The sequence below is a fragment of the Klebsiella sp. H-Nf2 genome (assembly GCF_002806645.1).
GTDB lineage: Bacteria > Pseudomonadota > Gammaproteobacteria > Enterobacterales > Enterobacteriaceae > Klebsiella > Klebsiella variicola.
On record NZ_PIBL01000001.1, the window covers coordinates 836,426 to 856,402 of the forward strand.

At 61.3% G+C, this 19,977-nt stretch carries 17 protein-coding genes and 1 riboswitch; of the genes, 9 read left to right on the forward strand and 8 right to left on the reverse strand.

Annotation, left to right across the window (positions count from 1 at the left end; genetic code table 11):
* Positions 1-17: 17 nt before the first annotated feature.
* The 3 genes from CWM58_RS04120 to CWM58_RS04130 all read right to left on the reverse strand — a co-directional run bounded on the left by CWM58_RS04120 (position 18) and on the right by CWM58_RS04130 (position 3,177).
* Complete coding sequence (locus tag CWM58_RS04120) at positions 18-1,361, reverse strand: sensor histidine kinase (protein ID WP_100680305.1); 1,344 nt, start codon at positions 1,359-1,361, stop codon at positions 18-20.
* Complete coding sequence (locus tag CWM58_RS04125; protein ID WP_064156624.1) at positions 1,358-2,098, reverse strand: response regulator; 741 nt, start codon at positions 2,096-2,098, stop codon at positions 1,358-1,360. Before CWM58_RS04125 ends, CWM58_RS04120 begins: the two co-directional genes overlap by 4 nt.
* An 86-nt stretch (positions 2,099-2,184) precedes the next feature.
* On the reverse strand, positions 2,185-3,177 hold the full coding sequence (locus CWM58_RS04130; RefSeq protein ID WP_100680306.1) for an alpha/beta fold hydrolase: 993 nt from the start codon (positions 3,175-3,177) through the stop codon (positions 2,185-2,187).
* A gap of 244 nt (positions 3,178-3,421) precedes the next feature.
* Here CWM58_RS04130 and CWM58_RS04135 point away from each other — a divergent pair, with 244 nt between their 5' ends.
* The 7 genes from CWM58_RS04135 to pqqF all read left to right on the forward strand — a co-directional run bounded on the left by CWM58_RS04135 (position 3,422) and on the right by pqqF (position 10,074).
* Positions 3,422-4,441, forward strand: a complete 1,020-nt coding sequence (locus CWM58_RS04135) for a dipeptidase (protein WP_100680307.1) — start codon at positions 3,422-3,424, stop codon at positions 4,439-4,441.
* 136 nt (positions 4,442-4,577) lie between these two features.
* Entirely contained in the window at positions 4,578-4,649 is a 72-nt protein-coding gene (gene pqqA, locus CWM58_RS04140; protein WP_002905689.1) for a pyrroloquinoline quinone precursor peptide PqqA, read from the forward strand.
* A 54-nt stretch (positions 4,650-4,703) separates the two neighbouring features.
* Complete coding sequence (gene pqqB, locus CWM58_RS04145; protein WP_100680308.1) at positions 4,704-5,630, forward strand: pyrroloquinoline quinone biosynthesis protein PqqB; 927 nt, start codon at positions 4,704-4,706, stop codon at positions 5,628-5,630.
* Complete coding sequence (gene pqqC / locus CWM58_RS04150; RefSeq protein ID WP_100680309.1) at positions 5,624-6,379, forward strand: pyrroloquinoline-quinone synthase PqqC; 756 nt, start codon at positions 5,624-5,626, stop codon at positions 6,377-6,379. The genes pqqB and pqqC overlap by 7 nt, the downstream gene beginning before the upstream one ends.
* A gap of 2 nt (positions 6,380-6,381) precedes the next feature.
* Positions 6,382-6,660, forward strand: coding sequence for a pyrroloquinoline quinone biosynthesis peptide chaperone PqqD (pqqD, locus tag CWM58_RS04155; protein WP_008804779.1), 279 nt, complete (start codon positions 6,382-6,384; stop codon positions 6,658-6,660).
* On the forward strand, positions 6,647-7,789 hold the full coding sequence (gene pqqE, locus CWM58_RS04160; RefSeq protein WP_012968140.1) for a pyrroloquinoline quinone biosynthesis protein PqqE: 1,143 nt from the start codon (positions 6,647-6,649) through the stop codon (positions 7,787-7,789). The genes pqqD and pqqE overlap by 14 nt, the downstream gene beginning before the upstream one ends.
* Positions 7,789-10,074 carry a pyrroloquinoline quinone biosynthesis protein PqqF gene (gene pqqF, locus CWM58_RS29000; protein WP_100680310.1) on the forward strand — a complete coding sequence of 762 codons (2,286 nt, stop codon included), beginning with the start codon at positions 7,789-7,791 and terminating at the stop codon, positions 10,072-10,074. Before pqqE ends, pqqF begins: the two co-directional genes overlap by 1 nt.
* On the opposite strand, the gene CWM58_RS04170 is transcribed toward pqqF, so the two are convergent.
* From CWM58_RS04170 to CWM58_RS04180, 3 genes are all read right to left on the reverse strand, one after another.
* Entirely contained in the window at positions 10,058-10,807 is a 750-nt protein-coding gene (locus CWM58_RS04170; protein ID WP_100680311.1) for a glutamine amidotransferase, read from the reverse strand. The genes pqqF and CWM58_RS04170 overlap by 17 nt on opposite strands.
* 111 nt (positions 10,808-10,918) lie before the next feature.
* Positions 10,919-12,829, reverse strand: a complete 1,911-nt coding sequence (gene mrdA / locus CWM58_RS04175; protein WP_165785679.1) for a penicillin-binding protein 2 — start codon at positions 12,827-12,829, stop codon at positions 10,919-10,921.
* Between the two features lie 221 nt (positions 12,830-13,050).
* Positions 13,051-13,683, reverse strand: coding sequence for a LysE family translocator (locus tag CWM58_RS04180; protein WP_100680313.1), 633 nt, complete (start codon positions 13,681-13,683; stop codon positions 13,051-13,053).
* Positions 13,684-13,700: 17 nt separating this feature from the next.
* Positions 13,701-13,780, reverse strand: a riboswitch (ZMP/ZTP riboswitch).
* 342 nt (positions 13,781-14,122) lie between these two features.
* On the opposite strand from CWM58_RS04180, the gene katG reads away from it, so the two are divergent.
* Positions 14,123-16,300, forward strand: a complete 2,178-nt coding sequence (gene katG / locus CWM58_RS04185) for a catalase/peroxidase HPI (RefSeq protein WP_100680314.1) — start codon at positions 14,123-14,125, stop codon at positions 16,298-16,300.
* 35 nt (positions 16,301-16,335) lie between these two features.
* Here the strand turns inward: katG and zapE are convergent, their stop codons facing one another.
* Positions 16,336-17,397 carry a cell division protein ZapE gene (gene zapE, locus CWM58_RS04190; protein ID WP_100680315.1) on the reverse strand — a complete coding sequence of 354 codons (1,062 nt, stop codon included), beginning with the start codon at positions 17,395-17,397 and terminating at the stop codon, positions 16,336-16,338.
* A gap of 262 nt (positions 17,398-17,659) precedes the next feature.
* Here zapE and CWM58_RS04195 point away from each other — a divergent pair, with 262 nt between their 5' ends.
* A complete protein-coding gene (locus CWM58_RS04195) occupies positions 17,660-19,066 on the forward strand; it encodes an MFS transporter (protein ID WP_100680316.1) in 1,407 nt (468 codons plus the stop codon).
* A 21-nt stretch (positions 19,067-19,087) separates the two neighbouring features.
* Here CWM58_RS04195 and CWM58_RS04200 read toward each other — a convergent pair whose 3' ends face one another.
* A complete protein-coding gene (locus CWM58_RS04200; protein WP_061154484.1) occupies positions 19,088-19,969 on the reverse strand; it encodes a LysR family transcriptional regulator in 882 nt (293 codons plus the stop codon).
* Between the last annotated feature and the right edge of the window lie 8 nt (positions 19,970-19,977).

A 19,977-nucleotide genomic window follows, 5' to 3' on the forward strand; every position in this document is an offset into this window, starting at 1 on the left:
GCGGGAGAATTGTCGGCTTAGTTATCCGTCTGCGCCGGAGATACAGCAGGATACAATCCCGCCGCGGCAAGGTGAACGCTGGCGTCCAGGCCGCCCTGCGGGCGGTTGGTCAGACGCAGCGTGCCGTTCATCTGGCTGACCAGCTGCGCAGCAATCGCCAGCCCCAGACCGGTTCCGCCGGTATCGCGATTGCGCGAGTCCTCCAGGCGATAAAACGGCTGCAACACCGCCTGTAGCGAGGCCTCCGGGATCCCCGGCCCCTCATCCAGCACATGGAGAGTGATATCCCCGGCGGCGTCACGTGTCAGGGTTACCGTGACCGTCGTACCGAATTTCAGCCCGTTATCGATAAGGTTAGTCATCACCCGGCGCAGGGCCTGCGGTGGGATCCACACCACCCCGGCGGTCTCCTCGGGGCAAAAGCGCACCGGCCGGCCGACATCGGCATAATCGCAGACGATGGTGTCGAGAAAGGCGTCAAGGTTCAGCCGCTGGCGCGCCTCCGCCAGCGGTTGCGAGGTGCGGGCGAAGGCGATGCCCTCCCGCACCAGACGGGTCATATTGTCGAGATCCTGCAGCAGCTTATCGCGCAGTTCCGGCTGGTCGGCCATCTCCACCCGCAGCTTCATTCGGGTGATCGGGGTTTGCAGATCGTGGGAGATGGCGGCGAGGATCCGCGCCCGCTCCTGCAGGTGGTCGTGGATGCGCGCCTGCATCGCGTTAAACGCGCGAGCGGCGCGGCGGACCTCTTCCGGCCCCTGCTCGGCCATGGTTCCCGCCGTGTCGCTGGCCGGTTCAAGGGCATCCACCGCGCGGGTAAAGCGGGTGATGGGCAGCAACACCTGGCGAACGGCATACCAGGCGCAGGCCAGCAGGAGAACAAACTGAGCAATCAGCACCACCGGCAGCCAGCGGGCGATGGCCGGTAGCTTCGGCCACAGATCGAGAGTCAACGGGGCGCCGTCGTGGAGGGTAATATGGGCCTGAATATGCTGTCGGGGGCCGGGGATCGTCACAATACTGACCGGATACTGCGCGCTCAGCGCCTCCTGCAGGGAGCGGGCCGCGTCCCGGGCGCGCCAGCTGTCCGGGTAGTCGCCGCGCTCTCCGGCGCCCAGCAGATAGCGATAGTTGCCGCGCGCCAGCTTCGGCAGCCATTGCGGGCGCTCAGCGGCCGGCAGACGGTCGAGGATCGCCACGCTGGTCGCGACATCGGAGGCCAGATTGCCCAGCATCACGCTGCGGGCGCTGCTCATACGCTCATAAAACAGCAGCGACAGGGTTAAAGTATTCGCCAGCAGCAGGGCCAGAAACAGCAGCGCCATCAGCCTCGACTGCAGCGAGGCGGGCCAGAACCTCATTCATGCCTCTCGCGGATGGAGACCGGCACCGACAGCACATAGCCTTCGCTGCGCACCGTTTTAATGTAGGCCGGCTCGCGGGCATCCTCCCGTAGCCGCTGGCGCAGTCGGCTCACCAGCAGGTCAATTGACCGCTCAAACAGTTCCGCGTCGCGTCCCTGAGTCAGATTCAGCAGCTGGTCGCGGTTCAGCACCCGCTGGGGGTGATCGAGAAACACCCGCAGCAGCCGATACTCCGCCCCGCTGAGGGCGACGATGGCGCCGCTGTCGTCCAGCAGGTGGCGGGCGGCAGTGTCAAGCAGCCAGTCGCCAAAGGCGATCAGCCTGCCCGCCTCGGTGATCTGCAGATTGGGCGGCAGCGCCCGGGTGCGGCGTAAAATGGCTTTGATGCGCGCCAGCAGTTCGCGGGCCACAAAGGGTTTAATCAGATAATCGTCAGCCCCCATTTCCAGGCCGAGGATCCGGTCGCTGTCATCGGTGCGGGCGGTGAGCATCAGCACCGGGATATCCTGCTGCGGGTTGGCGCGCAGCTGACGACAGAGCGTTAAGCCGTCATCGCCCGGCATCATAATATCCAGCACAATCAGGTCAATTTGATGATTTTTGAGCACCGACCACATGGCTTTGCCGTTCGCCGCGCCGCTGGCGCGATATCCCGATTTTTCCAGATAGTCGACAATCAGTTCCCGAATATCGCGGTCGTCATCGACGACCAGGATGTGGTCAATACGCTCCAAAGGCTGCTCCTGCGGCAAAATAAACTCTTCACAAGCATAAGCCGTGTTGCCGGAAGCGCAACGTCGCGCCGCCGGCAAGGCGCGGATTACAAACGATCGGCGTCCACCACCGCCTGGACAAAGTCTGCCGGGTCCTCCTGCGGCGGATTATGGCCCACCGCCCCCTGCAGATCCCGGTGTTCATATTTCCCGGTAAATTTAGCCCGGTAGCTGGCGGGAGCCGGATGCGGCGCGCCGTTATTCGCCCCTTCAAGGGTGATGGTGGGCACGGTTATCGGCGGCAGCGCCGCCAGCCGTTGTTCATAGCCGGCATACTTCGCTTCCCCCTTCTCCAGTCCCAGGCGCCAGCGGTAGTTGCTGATGGTGATCGCCACGTGGTCCGGGTTATCCAGCGCCCGGGCGGTTTTGGCAAAGGTCGCGTCGCTGAATTGCCACTGCGGCGACGCCTGATGCCAGATAAATTTCGCAAAGTCGTGGGTGTTCTGCCGGTAGCCGGCCTCCCCGCGCGGGGTGGCAAAATAGAATTGATACCACCACGACAGCTCAGCCTGCGGCGGCAGCGGTTTTTCGCCAATCTGCTGACTGCTGATCAGATACCCGCTCACCGAGACCAGGGATTTCACCCGCTGCGGCCACAGCGCGGCGACGATATCCGCCGTGCGCGCCCCCCAGTCAAAGCCGGCCAGATCCGCCTGCCTGATGTTCAGGGCGTCCATCAGATGGACAATATCGGCCGCCATCGCCGACGGCTGACCGTTACGCGGCGTGCTGGCGGAGAGGAAACGGGTCGTACCGTATCCGCGCAGATACGGCACAATGACCCGGTAACCCTTCTGCGCTAAAGCCGGCGCCACCTGGGCATAGCTCTGAATATCGTAGGGCCAGCCGTGCAGCAGGATCACCGGCTGGCCGTCGCGCGGGCCGATATCCACGTAGCCCATATTCAGATCGCCGGCGCAGATCTGGTGGATTTTGTCGAACGCCCCCGCGTCTTCAGCGGCGCAAACGGCGGCGGACCACAGGGTGGATAACCCCAGCGCCGCGGCGCTGGTATAGCGGATCAGGGATAATCTGTTCATCACTTTCTCACCTTTTTATCGTCATCAAGAGAGTACGTGACCAGTTAAGCGGAAATTTGTATCCGCCATGTGCCCGACCGGGGCCGTTTTTATCTCTTAATGTCAGCGCTGCGCCGCGGGATACAGTGTGATACAGAGTCGAGGTTGGCAATTGTTGCGGGCATGTGAATTTCTGCTTGCCCCGGGGCATAAATCCGTTACCGTGGCAGGCATTTTTCACCACTTAAGAACACAGGAACCCGCTATGGCGATTTTTGATGGCCACAATGACCTGCTGCTGAATCTCTGGCTTCACCATCGCGAGGATCCGGTGAGCGCCTTCTTTGCCGGGATAGAAAACGGCCATCTCGACTATCCGCGTATCCGCCAGGGCGGGCTGGCCGGCGGCTTGTTCGCCCTCTTTGTGCCGCCGCAGGAGTATATCGCCCGCGTGGCGCCGCAGTACGCCAGCCAGGCGTTGGATCCGCTGACGATCCTCTGGCAGCAGCTGGCTATCCTCAAGGCGATTTGCGCCCATGACGCCAGCCGCGCGCGGCTGTGTCTGAGCGCGGCGGATATCGAACGCTGTCGGCAGGATAACGCGCTGGCGATGGTGGCGCACATCGAAGGCGCCGGCGGGTTCGACGCGCAAGGCGAAGATCTGCAGGCCTTTTATCGCGCCGGGGTGCGCAGCATCGGTCCGTTCTGGAACATCGCCAATCGCTTCGGCTGCGGGGTCACCGGCGCCTTTCCCGGCAGTCCGGACAGCGGGCCGGGTCTTACCCGCGAGGGCATTGCGCTCATCGCTCAGGCCAACGGCCTGAAGATGCAGATCGATGTTTCGCACATGAATGAACAGGCCTTTTGGGATACCGCCCGCCACTCCACCGCCCCGCTGGTGGCGACCCACTCCAATGCCCACGCCCTGTGCCCGCAGCCGCGCAATCTGACCGACCGGCAACTGCGGGCGATCCGCGACAGCGGCGGCGTAGTGGGCGTCAATTTCGGCAATGCTTTCCTGCGCGCCGACGGACGGCGCGACAGCGACACGCCCTTAACCACCATTGTCCGGCATATCGACTATCTTATTAACATAATGGGTGAGGATCATGTGGCTCTCGGCTCGGATTTTGACGGCATCACCCTGCCGGACGAGCTGGGCGATGTGGCCGGCTTACCGCGGCTTATCAATGCCTTGCGGGACAATGGCTATGATCAATTGGTGCTGGATAAGCTGTTGTGGAACAACTGGCTGCGGGTATTAAAAAATGTTTGGCAACAATAGGTTATATTGTAAACATAAAGTTAATTCCTTACATATTCCGGGTTGATCTCTCTCCCGGTGAAGCGCAATATGCGGCGGCCGTCACAGATCCAGCATTATCCGTGAGGCCTGTCGTCATTTTTAAGAGGAACACAACATGTGGAAGAAACCTGCTTTTATCGATTTACGTCTTGGTCTGGAAGTGACGCTGTACATTTCTAACCGCTAGTCGCCCCGCCCGCCGTTCGCGCGGGCATCTTCATTCATTACCCGGTCCGTCTTCATGTTAATTAAAGTCCTCGGCTCCGCCGCCGGCGGCGGTTTCCCGCAATGGAACTGCAACTGCGCCAACTGTCAGGGCCTGCGCAACGGCACCATTCAGGCCAGCGCCCGCACCCAGTCGTCGATCATCGTCAGCGATAACGGCAAAGAGTGGGTGCTGTGCAATGCCTCGCCGGATATCAGCCAGCAGATTGCCCATACCCCCGAGTTAAATAAACCCGGCGTACTGCGCGGGACGTCTATCGGCGGCATTATTCTCACCGACAGCCAGATCGACCACACCACCGGGTTGCTGAGCCTGCGCGAAGGCTGCCCGCACCAGGTGTGGTGCACGCCGGAGGTTCATGAGGATCTCTCCACCGGCTTCCCGGTGTTTACCATGCTGCGACACTGGAACGGCGGCCTGGTGCATCATCCCATTGCGCCGCAGCAGCCTTTTACCGTTGACGCCTGCCCTGATTTGCAGTTTACCGCCGTGCCTATCGCCAGCAACGCGCCGCCCTATTCGCCGTATCGCGACCGGCCGCTGCCGGGCCATAACGTGGCGCTGTTTATCGAAAACCGCCGCAACGGGCAGACGCTGTTCTATGCCCCGGGGCTGGGTGAGCCGGATGAAGCCCTTCTGCCGTGGCTGCAAAAAGCGGACTGTCTGCTGATCGATGGCACCGTCTGGCAGGATGACGAGCTGCAGGCCGCCGGCGTCGGGCGCAATACCGGTCGCGATATGGGACACCTGGCGCTCAGCGATGAGCACGGGATGATGGCCTTGCTGGCCTCCCTGCCGGCAAAACGCAAAATTCTCATTCATATTAATAACACCAACCCGATCCTTAACGAACAGTCTCCCCAGCGCCAGGCGCTAACGCAACAGGGGATTGAAGTGAGCTGGGACGGGATGGCAATCACCCTTCAGGATACCGCATGCTGATCACCGACACGCTGTCGCCGCTGGCCTTTGAAGAGGCTCTGCGGGCCAAAGGCGCCTTCTACCATATTCACCACCCTTACCATATCGCCATGCATAACGGCGAAGCGACCCGCGAGCAAATTCAGGGCTGGGTGGCGAACCGGTTTTATTACCAGACCACCATTCCGCTGAAAGACGCGGCGATTATGGCCAACTGCCCGGATGCGCAGACCCGGCGCAAATGGGTGCAGCGGATCCTCGACCACGACGGCAGCCACGGCGAAGATGGCGGGATCGAAGCCTGGCTGCGGCTGGGGGAAGCGGTCGGTCTGAGCCGCGACGACCTGCTCAGCGAGCGTCACGTGCTGCCCGGCGTGCGCTTCGCGGTGGATGCCTATCTCAACTTCGCCCGTCGCGCCTGCTGGCAGGAGGCGGCCTGCAGCTCCCTGACCGAGCTGTTCGCCCCGCAGATCCATCAGTCGCGCCTCGACAGCTGGCCGCAGCACTATCCGTGGATCAAAGAGGAAGGCTATTTTTACTTCCGCAGTCGTCTGAGCCAGGCTAACCGCGACGTTGAGCATGGTCTGGCACTGGCGAAGACCTACTGCGACAGCGCTGAAAAACAGAACCGGATGCTGGAGATCCTGCAGTTTAAGCTCGACATCCTGTGGTCGATGCTCGATGCCATGACCATGGCCTATGCCCTGCAGCGCCCGCCCTACCACACGGTCACCGACAAGGCGGCCTGGCACACGACCCGACTGGTGTAATCATGCAAAAAACGTCCATCGTTGCCTTTCGTCGCGGCTACCGACTGCAGTGGGAAGCCGCCCAGGAGAGCCATGTGATCCTCTATCCGGAGGGAATGGCGAAACTCAATGAGACCGCCGCGGCGATCCTCGAGCTGGTCGATGGCCGGCGCGACGTCGCGGCGATTATCGCCATGCTTAACGAACGTTTCCCGGAAGCCGGCGGCGTCGATGACGACGTCGTCGAGTTCCTGCAGATCGCCTGTCAACAGAAGTGGATCACCTGCCGTGAGCCAGAATAAACCCGCCGTCAATCCGCCGCTGTGGCTGCTGGCGGAGCTAACCTACCGCTGCCCGCTGCAGTGTCCCTACTGTTCCAATCCGCTGGACTTCGCCCGGCAGGAAAAGGAGCTGACCACCGAACAATGGATCGAGGTCTTTCGCCAGGCGCGAGCGATGGGTAGCGTACAACTGGGCTTTTCCGGCGGCGAGCCGCTGACCCGTAAAGATCTGCCGGAGCTGATCCGCGCCGCGCGCGACCTCGGGTTCTATACCAACCTGATCACCTCGGGAATTGGGCTAACCGAGAGCAAACTCGACGCCTTCAGCGAGGCCGGACTGGACCATATCCAGATTAGCTTCCAGGCCAGCGATGAGGTGCTCAACGCCGCTCTTGCCGGCAATAAAAAAGCCTTCCAGCAGAAGCTGGCGATGGCCAGAGCGGTAAAAGCGCGCGACTACCCGATGGTGCTGAACTTCGTCCTCCACCGGCATAACATCGACCAGCTCGATAAAATTATCGAGCTGTGCATTGAGCTGGAGGCCGATGACGTCGAGCTCGCCACCTGCCAGTTTTACGGCTGGGCGTTTCTTAATCGCGAAGGGCTGCTGCCGACCCGGGAACAGATCGCTCGCGCCGAGCAGGTGGTCGCCGATTACCGGCAGAAAATGGCCGCCAGCGGCAACCTCACCAACCTGCTGTTCGTCACCCCGGACTATTACGAGGAACGCCCGAAAGGCTGTATGGGCGGCTGGGGATCGATTTTCCTCAGCGTCACTCCGGAAGGCACTGCGTTGCCGTGCCACAGCGCGCGCCAGCTGCCGGTGGCGTTCCCGTCCGTGCTGGAGCAGAGTCTGGAATCGATCTGGTATGACTCGTTCGGCTTCAACCGTTATCGCGGGTATGACTGGATGCCGGAGCCGTGCCGCTCCTGTGATGAAAAAGAGAAAGACTTCGGCGGCTGCCGCTGTCAGGCCTTTATGCTGACCGGCAGCGCCGATAACGCCGACCCGGTGTGCAGCAAATCCCCACATCATCACAAAATCCTTGAGGCCCGGCGTGAAGCGGCCTGCAGCGACATCAAAGTCAACCAGCTGCAGTTCCGCAACCGTACCCGCTCGCAGCTGATCTACAAAACCCGGGAACTGTAATGACGCTGGCGACCCGCACTGTCACTCTGCCGGGCGGCCTGCAGGCTACCCTGGTTCATCAGCCGCAGGCCGATCGCGCGGCGGCCCTGGTGCGAGTTACCGCCGGCAGTCACCACGAACCGTCGCACTTCCCCGGTCTGGCGCACCTGCTGGAACACCTGCTGTTTTACGGCGGTGAGCGCTACCGCAATGATGAACGACTGATGGGCTGGGTGCAGCGCCAGGCAGGGAATGTGAATGCCACCACCCTGGCCCGCCACAGCGCTTTCTTTTTCGAGGTCGCCGCCGAGGGCTTGGCTGACGGCGTCGCGCGCCTGCAGGAGATGCTGCAGGCGCCGCTGCTGCTCAGGGACGATATTCAACGCGAAGTCGCGGTTATCGACGCCGAAAACCGCCTGATCCAACAGCATGAGTTGTCGCGACGGGAAGCCGCCGTGCGTCACGCCGCCATCGCGCCCGCGGCGTTTCGCCGCTTTCAGGTCGGCGACGCCGGGTCGCTGGGGGAGGATTTCCTCGCGCTACAGGCGGCCTTACGTGACTTTCACTATAGCCACTACGTCGCCCGCCGGATGCAACTCTGGCTGCAGGGACCGCAGTCGCTGGAGGTGCTCGGCGAACTGGCGACCAGTTTCGCCACCGGGCTTGCCCCGGGCGAGGCACCGCCGCCAGCGCCGCCGCTCAGTCTGGGCGAGCCCCCTGAACTGCAGCTGGCCGTCTCCAGCCAGCCCGCGCTGTGGCGCTGCCCGCTGATCGCCTTAAGTGACAACGTCACGTTAATGCGTGAGTTTTTGCTGGATGAAGCCCCCGGTAGCCTGATGGCCGCCCTGCGCCAGCGCGGGCTGGCCGGGGACGTGGCGCTGAACTGGTTGTATCAGGATCAGCACTTCGGCTGGCTGGCGCTGATTTTCGCCAGCGACCGGCCGGAACAGGTCGACCGGCAGATAACCCACTGGTTGCAGGCGCTACAGCAAACGACGCCTGAGCAGCAGCAACACTACTATCAGCTGTCCCGGCGCCGTTTTCAGGGGCTGTCGCCCCTCGATCAGCTGCGCCAGCGGGCATTCGGCTTTGCCCCCGGGGCGCCGCCCATCGGGTTCGCCGATTTTTGCGCCGCCCTGCTGGCCGCCCCCACGGTCAGCCTGGCCTGCCAGACGCTGCCCCCCGGAGCAACGGTAGCCACCCAGGGCTTTAGCCTGCCGCTCAGCCGATGGTCGCCACGTCCGGTCTCTGACCCGGCGCTGGCGTTCGCTTTTTATCCGCAGACCGCTGGCGACCTCGAGGCCGAAAGCCCGGCGGAAGCCGCGCCACTGCGTCACCTCCCGTCACCGGGAGAGCCGGCGACGCTCCTGCTGCGACCGCCCTTCTACTGCTCGCCCACGCCGGCCGAAGGGCTGGCTCGCGGGGAACAGCTGCGCCCACTGCTTGCCGCACTGCGCCATGCCGGGGGACACGGCGAGTGGCATCTGTTCGACGGCAGCTGGCAGCTGAGCCTGCAGTTGCCGACGTCCGGCCAACGGCCGGAGGCAATTCTGCAGGCCATTGTGGGGCAGCTCGTGCTGCCGGTCGCCCCGCTGACCCCACCGCCGGAGAGTATTGCGATCCGTCATCTCATGGCCCAGCTACCCGAACGGCTGGGTACGTCAGCGCACCAGGAAGGTTGGCTGGCGGCCCTGACCGGCGGCAGCGCGGAAGATGCGCAGTGGGTAGCGCGTCAGCTGAGCCGGCTTATCGTCCCGGTTAATCCGCCGATGCCCGCTCCGGCCCCCTGCCGCGGCGGCGTCGAGCGGCTGGCTTATCCCCGGGGCGACACGGCGCTGCTGGTCTTTATTCCGCTGCCGGAAGGCGCTTCGCTGGCGGCCCTGCGGGTGCTGGCGCAGCTCTGCGAGCCGCCGTTTTTCCAGCGCCTGCGGGTGGAGCAGCAGATTGGCTATGTGGTGAGCTGCCGCTATCAACGGGTTGCCGATCGCGATGGGCTGCTGCTGGCGCTCCAGTCCCCGGAACGCCGTCCCGGAGAACTCCTCCGCTGCTGTAAAACCTTTCTGCGCCAGCTGGCCCCCATGGATGAGGCGACCTTCAGGTTGTTACAGCTGCGGCTGGCCGCTCAGGCCCGCACCCGGGTACAACCGAAAGTGCGCGCCCTGGACGCGCTGCGCCAGGAGTATAACTTGCCGGGGGTGACGCCGCAGGCGGCTGACGCGCTGCGCATTGAAGAGGTGATCGCCCTGTGGCGTGAAATGACCCGCCGGCGTCGCCGCTGGCGGGTGCTGTTCACGACAGGGAATTAATGGCCGGGGTATCCGGGGTCAGAAAGTCGCTGACGAAGCGCGTGAGGATCGCCGCGGCCTGCGGGCTCTCCTGCACCTCGTCGTGTAACTGTTGCGGGTCGATGCCCTCCGCCTGCAGCACCGCCTCACGGTAGCGGATCAGCGAGCGGGCAATCGGCGCGGTGAATTCCGGGTGAAATTGCGTGGAGACCGCCTGCGGCCCGTAGCGCACAATCTGGTGGGGATCGTGGGAGGATGCGGCCAGCACGGTTGCCCCCTCCGGCAAACGGGTCACGGTTTGCAAATGGCTCAAATGCGCGGGAAATGTCGCTGGCAGGCCGCTCAGCAGCGGGTCATCGACACCCCACGGCGAAAGCGCAATCGTTTTGCTGCCGCTTTCCCGCCCGGCAGGATGGTAAGCCACCTCACCGCCCAGCGCATGGGCCATCAGTTGATGACCATAGCAGACGCCGAACAGCGGCATGCCGATAGCCACCGCCTGACGGATCCAGTCGGCGGTCCGTTCGCTCCATGCCAGGCGATCGGACACCATTGCCCACGAACCGGTGAGAACCGCCACGGTCTGGCGATCCGGCGCCGGCAGCGGTTCATCTTCAAACACCCGCACCGCGGTCAGCTGCGCCTGCCACGGCGCCAGCAGCGTACGGAACCAGTGCGGCAGATCGCCATGCTCCTCGCGGATGGCTGCCGGTGGCGTGCCGGTCTGAACCAGCAATAATCGGTTACCTGTCACCCTTCCTCCTCGCTCCGGGTCATATTCCTGCCATCACTATGCCGCCGGGAAAGCCGCGGGACAAATAACCAATATCTATGAACGATGCGTGTCAGGAATAAGTCCTGTCGCTTACTGGGCATCGGCGCTGTCACGCTGTGGCACGTCAGCCGCCGCGGATGACGCCTGCTGCGGAACAAAGATGTGGTCCAGAATGGCGCGCGCCGTCGGTCCGGCCACTACGCCATCCCCGCCGCCGTTCTCCAGAATCAGCGCCATCGCCACCTTCGGATGCTGGTAAGGGGCAAACAGGGTATAGAAAATGTGGTCGCGCAGACGCACCGGGATCATTTTGGCGTTATAGGTCTGGTTTTGCTTCAGACTGAACACCTGCGAGGTGCCGGATTTCGCCGCGATCTGGTACGGTGCGGTATGGAACAGCTTGTAGCCGGTGCCGTTGGGCAGATTCGCCATCCCATACATGCCGTTGCGCACAATGCCCCAGTACGGCGATTTCGGATCGCCCACCTGCGGCAGGTTCGCCGGCTGCTGATAACGTTCCACATGATTGCCCTGCTTCATCGAATAGAGCAGATGCGGATCCTGCACCTTGCCATTGTTCAGCAGGGTGGTAAGCGCCTTCACCATCTGGATCGGGGTCGCGATCCAGTACCCCTGGCCGATGCCGACCGAGATGGTGTCCCCCTGGTACCAGGGCTTTTTATGCACCCGCTGTTTCCACGCCCGGCTGGGCAGTACCCCGGCATACTCCTCATTAAGGTCGATGCCGGTGGACTGGCCGTAGCCGAACTTGCTCAGCCACTCATGGATCCGGTCAATGCCCATCTCGAAGGCGACCTGGTAGAAAAAGGTATCAGCCGACTCTTCGATGGCTTTGGTCACGTTGAGCATCCCGTGGCCGGTTTTCAGCCAGTCGCGGTAGCGGCGTTCCGTGCCCGGCAGCGTCCACGTCGGTGCCCCGAAGAAGGTGGTGTTCGGGGTGATCACCCCTGCGGACAGTGCCGACAGCGCCATATAGGGCTTCACCGTCGAGGCCGGCGGGTAAAGACCCTGAGTGACACGGTTGATCAGCGGCCGATCCGGATTATCGAGCAGCGATTTATAAGCCTGATAGCCGATGCCTTTGACGAACGGATTAGGGTCGTAGCTGGGGCTGGAGACCATCGCCAGCACACCGCCATCCCGGGGATCGACCACCACCACCGCCGCACGCTGCCCCTTCAGCACCGACTCAATATACTGCTGCAGGTGCAGGTCGAGGGTCAGGTAGAGGTTTTTCCCGGCCACCGGCGGTACCTCTTTCAGCAGACGCACCACCCGGCCGTGGTTATCCACCTCCACTTCCTGATAGCCAGTGGTACCGTGGAGCGCTTTTTCGTAATAGCCCTCGATCCCCTGCTTGCCGATATTGTGGTCGGCAGCATAGTTCTCCTCTTCACCGTCTTTCGCCAGCCGCTGCAGGTCGTTGTCGTTAATTTTCGACACATAGCCCACCACGTGCGCCAGCTCGGCGCCGTACGGGTATTCGCGCTGCTGATAGCTCTCCACCGTCACGCCGGGGAAACGGAATTCGTTAACCGCGAAGCGCGCCACCTCCACGTCGCTGAGGTCGGACTTCAGCGTCACCGCTTTATAGCGGCTGTTGTGGTGCATATCGTCGCGGAAGCTGGCGATGTCATCCGGCGTCAGGTCGACGATCGGGGTCAGGGTTTGCAGCAGCGCGGTCATATCGGGAATTTTGCTCGGGATCACCTGCAGGCGATACAGGGTAATGTTCTGCACCAGCGGAATGCCGTTGCGATCGAATATCAGCCCGCGGCTGGGGGCGATGGGCAGCATCTTAATGTCGTTCTGGTTCGATCGGGTCTGGTAGAAATCATGCTGCTCCACCTGCAGATGGTAGAGGTTGACGATCAGCACGCCAAAGCAGACCACCACCAGCAGAAAAGCAATTGCGGCCCGGCGGATAAACAGCATCTCTTCCGCGGAGTGGTCGCGAATTTCATCTCTCAAAAGGGGCATTAGCGGTACATCACCTGAATCACAAGAAAAACCAACAGCGTAACGGCCGGGAAGCATAGCCTTATCGCGGCGCCAGCCCTACTGAAAGGTTGCTAATGATCTGGCAGAAATGTTTCAGCATGTTAGAGCGTGGGAAGCCTTTCTGTGTGGAAGAAAGGCTTCAGGGGGCGAGGTTAGCCAGCAACCGGTATTGTTGGCATCGGTTTACACGGTCAACCCGCTTATTTTCTGGCCTCAAAAGCGATCTTTACCGCCATCCCGGCCAGTACCGTCGCCATCAGCCAGCGTTGAAATTGTTGCCAGCCCGGCCGCCGACCAAGAAATAGCGCCACCTGCCCGGCCAGCAAGATAATAACGCCGTTCACCGCCACGCTGATGATCGCCTGGGTACAGCCTAATATTAACGACTGACTGAGCACGCTGCCGAGTCCGGGGGTGATAAACTGCGGCAGCAGGGACAAATACATGATGGCAACTTTGGGGTTCGCCAGGCTGGTGATAAATCCCATCAGAAACAGCTTACGCCCACTGTCCGCGGGTAAATCGCGCACCGCGAATATCGGCCGCCCTCCCGGTTTAATCGCCTGCCACGCCAGATAGAGCAAATAAGCGACCCCGCATAAACGCAAGGCATCGTAGGCGTAAGGGACCGCGAAAACCAATGCGGTGATGCCGAACGCGGCACACAACATATAGAAGAAAAACCCCACAGCCACACCGGCAAGGGAGATAAAGCCAGCGCGTTTTCCCTGGCAAATCGAACGCGAAGTGAGATACATCATGTTGGGGCCTGGGGTTAACACCAACCCCAGCGCCACCGCGGCAAAGGCCATTAATGAAGCGAATTCAGGCATAACTTATCTCCAGATATCGGTAATGCCCAGGCGCGCGGCGACGGCGACCATGCTCCCCAACAGTATTCTGTCTTTAGCGCCAGTCACATGGTGCCTAAGTATTAGCTTATTCTGTGTCAGGCAACAACCCCTGCACCGGACATTCGCAACGGTTGCTCAACAGACAACCCTCATCTTTTTCTCGCAGGAAAATTGTCATATCTCAAACAATTAGCATTCCGATTGCCAGAATGCTGCAGATCGTTTCCTTTGCCGTCTCGTTACGTCTATGGTTAATGGTGAGGTTTATTTTACACCCTGGATCCGCCAGGTCCCATGAGAGGGTATTTCGCCCTTCGTTGAACGGAATTAGCTATTAAATCCGTAGACTCATTCAAATATCGCTTATTGGTAGCAGTGTATATCGTAATGGCATTCACAAAAGCAAACGGAGCCTGATATGAGCACGTCAAACGACCCATCCAACAACGCATCCGCCGGAAAGTGCCCTTTCCACGCCGAGACGCCAAAACAGAGCGCCGGCAGCGGCACCGGCAACCGCGACTGGTGGCCTAACCAGCTGCGTGTCGATCTGCTGAACCAGCACTCCAGTCGTTCCAACCCGTTGGGTGAGGATTTTAACTACAGGGAAGAGTTTAAAAAGCTCGACTACTCCGCGCTGAAAGCTGACCTCAGAGCGTTGCTGACCGACTCGCAAGAGTGGTGGCCGGCAGACTGGGGTAGCTATATTGGCTTGTTTATTCGCATGGCCTGGCACGGCGCCGGCACCTACCGCACCGTTGACGGTCGCGGCGGCGCAGGCCGTGGGCAGCAGCGCTTTGCGCCGCTGAACTCCTGGCCAGACAACGTCAGTCTCGATAAAGCCCGTCGTCTGCTGTGGCCGGTAAAACAGAAATATGGCCAGAAAATCTCCTGGGCCGACCTTTACATGCTGGCGGGTAACGTCGCTCTGGAAAACGCCGGCTTCCGCACCTTTGGCTTTGGCGCCGGTCGTGAAGATGTCTGGGAACCGGATCTGGACGTCGACTGGGGCGATGAGAAAGAGTGGCTGGCCCACCGTCACCCTGAAAGCCTGGCGAAACAGGCCATCGGCGCCACCGAAATGGGGCTGATCTACGTCAACCCGGAAGGACCGAACGCCAGCGGCGAGCCGCTGTCCGCCGCGGCAGCCATTCGCGCCACCTTCGGCAATATGGCGATGGACGATGAAGAGATTGTCGCCCTGATCGCTGGCGGCCACACGCTGGGCAAAACCCACGGCGCCGCCGAAACCAGCCACGTCGGCGCCGAGCCGGAAGCCGCCCCACTGGAAGCGCAGGGTCTGGGCTGGCACTCCAGCTACGGCAGCGGCGCAGGTGCGGATGCCATCACCTCCGGTCTGGAAGTGGTCTGGACGCAGACGCCCACCCAGTGGAGCAACTACTTCTTCGAGAACCTGTTTAAATATGAATGGGTGCAGACCCGCAGCCCGGCTGGCGCTATCCAGTTCGAAGCCAAAGACGCGCCGGAAATTATCCCGGATCCGTTTAATCCGGGGAAAAAGCGCAAACCGACCATGCTGGTCACCGACCTGACCCTGCGCTTCGACCCGGAGTTTGAAAAGATCTCCCGCCGCTTCCTCAACGATCCGCAGGCCTTTAACGAGGCGTTTGCCCGGGCGTGGTTCAAGCTGACCCACCGTGATATGGGGCCAAAATCCCGTTACCTCGGTCCGGAAGTGCCGAAAGAAGATCTGATTTGGCAGGATCCGCTGCCGGCAGCGACTCATCAGCCGAACGCTGAGGATATCGCCAGCCTGAAAACCGCCATCGCCGGCGCCGGCCTGTCGGTTAGTGAGCTGGTCTCGGTCGCCTGGGCGTCCGCCTCCACCTTCCGCGGCGGCGATAAGCGTGGCGGCGCCAACGGTGCACGCCTGGCCCTCGCCCCGCAGAAAGACTGGCCGGTCAATGCTATCGCCAGCCGGGTGCTGCCGACTCTGCAGGCGATCCAGCGCGCCTCCGGCAAAGCGTCGTTAGCCGATATCATCGTGCTGGCTGGCGTGGTCGGCGTTGAGCAAGCTGCTGCCGCGGCAGGCGTTAGCGTTAACGTGCCGTTTACCCCAGGCCGTGTCGACGCCCTGCCTGAGCAAACCGACGTCGAGTCGTTTGACCTGCTGCAACCGCTGGCGGATGGCTTCCGCAACTATCGCCGTATCGAAGGCGGTGTATCGACGGAAACCCTGCTGATCGATAAAGCCCAGCAGCTGACGCTAACCGCCCCGGAAATGACCGTGCTGGTCGGTGGCTTGCGTGTACTGGGCGCGAACTACGACGGCAGCAAACACGGGGTATTTACCGACCGCGTCGGCGTGCTCAGCAATGACTTCTTCGTCAACCTGCTGGATATGGCCACCGTCTGGAAAGCGGCCGATGACCACGCGGAGCTGTTTACCGGTAGCGACCGTAAAACCGGTGAAGCGAAGTACAGCGCCACCCGCGTGGATCTGGTGTTTGGCTCCAACTCTGTACTGCGCGCGCTGGCGGAAGTGTATGCCTGCGCCGACGGGCAGCAGAAGGTCGTCCATGACTTCGTCGCCGCCTGGACCAAGGTGATGAACCTCGACCGTTTCGATCTGTAATCCCCCCGCCCCGGCATCCCGCCGGGGCGTTTTTCTCACACCGCCCGCGGCAACTGTTGCAGGCGACTCCGCGTACGCTGAATATCCTCCAGCTCCACCCCGGCCACCAGCGTCTCCAGATCACAGCAGGTCACCAGCAGCAGGCGGATCTGCTTTTCATACAGCACATCAATCACGTTAATAAAGCGCTGCTGGGCCGCCGGCCCCACCGTAGCCAGCGGCGGCACCTCGTCCAGTAACCAGACGGTATAGCTTTCGCTGAGTGACAGGTAGTCCATCACCGCCGTGGCGGCCTGACAGAGCTGGGCAAAGGTGAAGTGGAGCAGAGTGGGTGACGCCGCGGCCGCCAGCAGGGTGCGATAACCTACCGCCAGCGAAACCGGTTCGGCAGGCAGCGACGGCAGATCGTACAGCTGACGCTGTTGTGCATTCGGATTAACCCACATCCGCCCGCTGCAGAAGGCATTATCGACGCTCAGATGACGCTGGCGATAATCCTCCTCGCCGTTCAGCGCGACGACCGCCAGGTGGGCGCGGATCAGCGCGATCGACGGTAAAAAGCGATCGTGATACAGCGGATTGGGCAGCAGCATCTCCGGTGGATAGTTTGACGTCGCCGACAGCACAATGCCGCGCTGAAAGAGATGCTCCAGTAAGACCTTGATCAGCATCGCGTCGGCGGGGTCGTGAAGATGAAATTCGTCGAAGCACAGCAGGCGACAGCCAGAGGTCATCTGCCTCATCACCGCCTGCAGATCGGGCGCTCCGGGGGCATTCAGCCGCTGATGTAGCTCGCGGAAGAAGTGATGAAAATGGACCCGACGCCGGGCGGCGAGCGGCAGGCTGGCAAAAAAGTGGTCGAGGATAAAACTTTTCCCCCGCCCGGTCCGCCCCCAGACGTACAGCCCCTGCGGCGTACCCGCCGCGGACAACAGCTGCTGCCCCAGAGCATCCAGGCGAGCGATCAGCGACAGCTGATCGTCATCGAGCGTCAGACGCGCCCGCGCCGCCTGCTCGGCCATCACACGGGTAAAGCGAAACTCAGCCGTCGTCTCTGTCTGCTCAGAATTCGACGCCATACGTCCATTGTTTAACATTCTTTTAACCTCCTGCGAGGAGGCCATTCTAGCCGCTTTCCCGCGGGTTGGCGAATCGCACAACGGGAAATACCGTCCGCGGTGATTTACTTCAATTCTTCGCCTGGCATGCGGCGAAAACCAGCATGAATCGCATTTTTCACGTTGTACCGCGCGATCTTGCGCTAAAGATTGCGGCTAACGCGTAGGATTAAAAATTTAAAACTATTAACAATCAATTAACATTAGCAGGCAAACCATTCATCCTGAGGAATACAACACCATGTCTACCACCCAGGTTCTCGGCGGCGCGCCTTATGCCTCGCCAGGACAACCGCACGCCAGTTTAACCGGACGCATTGATGCGCTGCCCGCCTCCTTCGGTTTATGGTCGTTTATCACCCTGCTCTCCCTCGGTGGCTTCTTCGAGCTCTACGACCTGTTCCAGACCGGGTATATCAGCGCAGGGCTGCTGGCCGACGGGATTTTCCACACCGGGCAGGCGGGGATATTCGGGATTGCCGATCAGGCGGCTTTTGCCTCCGCCACCTTTATGGGGCTGTTTATTGGCGCCAGTCTGTTGGCGCCGCTGGCGGACAGGCTGGGGCGACGTCTGACGTTTATGGTGGCGCTCGCCTGGTACGGCCTCTTTTCGCTGCTGATGGCGATGCAGAGCAGCGCGGAAGGGGTGATCTTTTTCCGCTTTCTGGTGGGGATCGGCCTCGGTATTGAGCTGGTGACTATTGATACCTATCTCAGCGAATGGATGCCAACCCATCTGCGCAATAAAGCGTTTGCTTTCGCTTTCTTCATCCAGTTCCTGTCGGTTCCGGCGGTGGCGCTGATGTCCTGGATGCTGGTGCCAACCACCCTCTTCGGCCTCAGCGGCTGGCGCTGGGTGATCATCTTTGGCGCGCTGTTCTCGCTGGCGATCTGGTTTATCCGCAAAAAGCTGCCGGAGTCAGCGCGCTGGCTGGAAAGCAAAGGGCGGCATGATGACGCGCATGCGGTGATGAGTGAGATGGAAGCGCGCTGTGGCCTGACGCCGTCGCCGAAGCATGCGCATGCGGCACAGAGCGTCGTCAAACGCGGCACCTTTCGCGAGATCTGGGCGCCGCAGTACCGGCAGCGCACCCTGATGCTGATGGTGATGAACTTCTTCCAGGCGATCGGCTTCTTCGGCTTTGGCAACTGGCTGCCGGCGCTGCTCTCCGGTCAGGGGGCCAGCATCACCCACAGTCTGCTGTACGCCTTCTTTATCACCCTCGCTTATCCGCTGGGCTGCCTGTTCTGCACCCGCTTCGTGCATCGTTTTGAGAACAAGTGGCAGATTGTCCTCTCCGCGCTGATGACCGTCATCTTCGGGACCCTGTTCGCCCTGCAAAACAGCCCGATCCTGCTGGTGATCTGCGGGTTTATGATCACCTGGTCCAACGCCTGGCTGACCATCAGCTACCACGCCTATCAGGCCGAGATCTTCCCGACTCATATTCGCGCCCGCGCCGTCGGCTTCTGCTACTCGTTCAGCCGACTCTCCACCGCGGTGACCAGCATCCTGATCGGCATTATTCTGCAATACGCCGGCACGCCGGGGGTGATTAGCTTTATCGTCGTCAGTATGCTGATGGTGATGCTGTCGGTAGGGATCTTCGGCCCCAAAACGCGGGGTATTCGTCTGGAGAATATTTGACGGCGGTCGCAGGGGCTGGCCTCAGCCAAAAATCCCCTGTGCCTCGGCGAAGCATTTTTCCGCCAGGGTTGATACCGGCTCCTGCTGGCGCATAATCAGCGCCAGCTGTGAATCGACCTGGGTTTCGGCGATCGGCAGAATGTCAAGATTATCGCTGAGCGCTTCGAGGCCGTTGTTAAGCGGCATAATCGCGCAGCAGATCCCCGCCTGCACCGCCTGGATTATCTGGAACGTCGAATCGCTTTCAAAGACATATTTCGGCGTTAACCCTTTGGCCTTAAAGCTGATTTCTATGGATTCCCGGTAGTGCATCCCCTTGGTCAGAAAGCCGAGGGGCAACGTCGACAGCGCCTCCCACCCCGGCGTTCCACCGCTGAAGTCGAAATGGCGTTTATCATGCAGGAGCCCCATCCGGGTTTGCGGCAACCGGGCGACCTTAAACAGGCGCTGGTCCAGATGCTGGAGATAGCAAATGCCCAGATCCAACTGGTTACGGCTGACGCCATCGATAATCTGCTCCGAGGTCATCGACAGCAGGCTGAACTGCAGCGCCGGGTATTTCTCCGCGAGAGGTTTAATTAGCTGCATCGGGTTGAGGCTCGCCAGCGGCACCATGCCGACCCGCAGCTGACCGACCATCTGCCCGCGGCAGATCGCCGCCTCTGCCGCCAGACCATCATGGGCGGCCAGCACCGCCCGCGCCCAGGCCAGGATCCGCTCTCCCTCCGGGGTAAAACCTTCAAAGCGTTGGCCGCGCTGGATCAGCGTCAGGTTCAGCTCCTCTTCCAGGTTACGAATGCGCATGGAGAGGGTCGGCTGAGTAATATGGCATGCCGCCGCCGCCTGGCCAAAATGGCGCGTCTGATCGAGCGCGATCAAATACTTGAGTTGCTTAATATCCATTCTCTTTC

Excerpts from the sequence above, each read along its gene's own strand:
- CWM58_RS04120 (WP_100680305.1), bottom strand. The coding sequence starts at position 1,361 with ATGAGGTTCTGGCCCGCCTCGCTGCAGTCGAGGCTGATGGCGCTGCTG.
- CWM58_RS04130 (WP_100680306.1), bottom strand. The coding sequence starts at position 3,177 with ATGAACAGATTATCCCTGATCCGCTATACCAGCGCCGCGGCGCTGGGG.
- CWM58_RS04135 (WP_100680307.1), top strand. The coding sequence starts at position 3,422 with ATGGCGATTTTTGATGGCCACAATGACCTGCTGCTGAATCTCTGGCTT.
- pqqB (WP_100680308.1), top strand. The coding sequence starts at position 4,704 with ATGTTAATTAAAGTCCTCGGCTCCGCCGCCGGCGGCGGTTTCCCGCAA.
- pqqC (WP_100680309.1), top strand. The coding sequence starts at position 5,624 with ATGCTGATCACCGACACGCTGTCGCCGCTGGCCTTTGAAGAGGCTCTG.
- pqqD (WP_008804779.1), top strand. The coding sequence starts at position 6,382 with ATGCAAAAAACGTCCATCGTTGCCTTTCGTCGCGGCTACCGACTGCAG.
- pqqF (WP_100680310.1), top strand. The coding sequence starts at position 7,789 with ATGACGCTGGCGACCCGCACTGTCACTCTGCCGGGCGGCCTGCAGGCT.
- mrdA (WP_165785679.1), bottom strand. The coding sequence starts at position 12,829 with ATGCCCCTTTTGAGAGATGAAATTCGCGACCACTCCGCGGAAGAGATG.
- CWM58_RS04180 (WP_100680313.1), bottom strand. The coding sequence starts at position 13,683 with ATGCCTGAATTCGCTTCATTAATGGCCTTTGCCGCGGTGGCGCTGGGG.
- katG (WP_100680314.1), top strand. The coding sequence starts at position 14,123 with ATGAGCACGTCAAACGACCCATCCAACAACGCATCCGCCGGAAAGTGC.
- zapE (WP_100680315.1), bottom strand. The coding sequence starts at position 17,397 with ATGTTAAACAATGGACGTATGGCGTCGAATTCTGAGCAGACAGAGACG.
- CWM58_RS04195 (WP_100680316.1), top strand. The coding sequence starts at position 17,660 with ATGTCTACCACCCAGGTTCTCGGCGGCGCGCCTTATGCCTCGCCAGGA.
- CWM58_RS04200 (WP_061154484.1), bottom strand. The coding sequence starts at position 19,969 with ATGGATATTAAGCAACTCAAGTATTTGATCGCGCTCGATCAGACGCGC.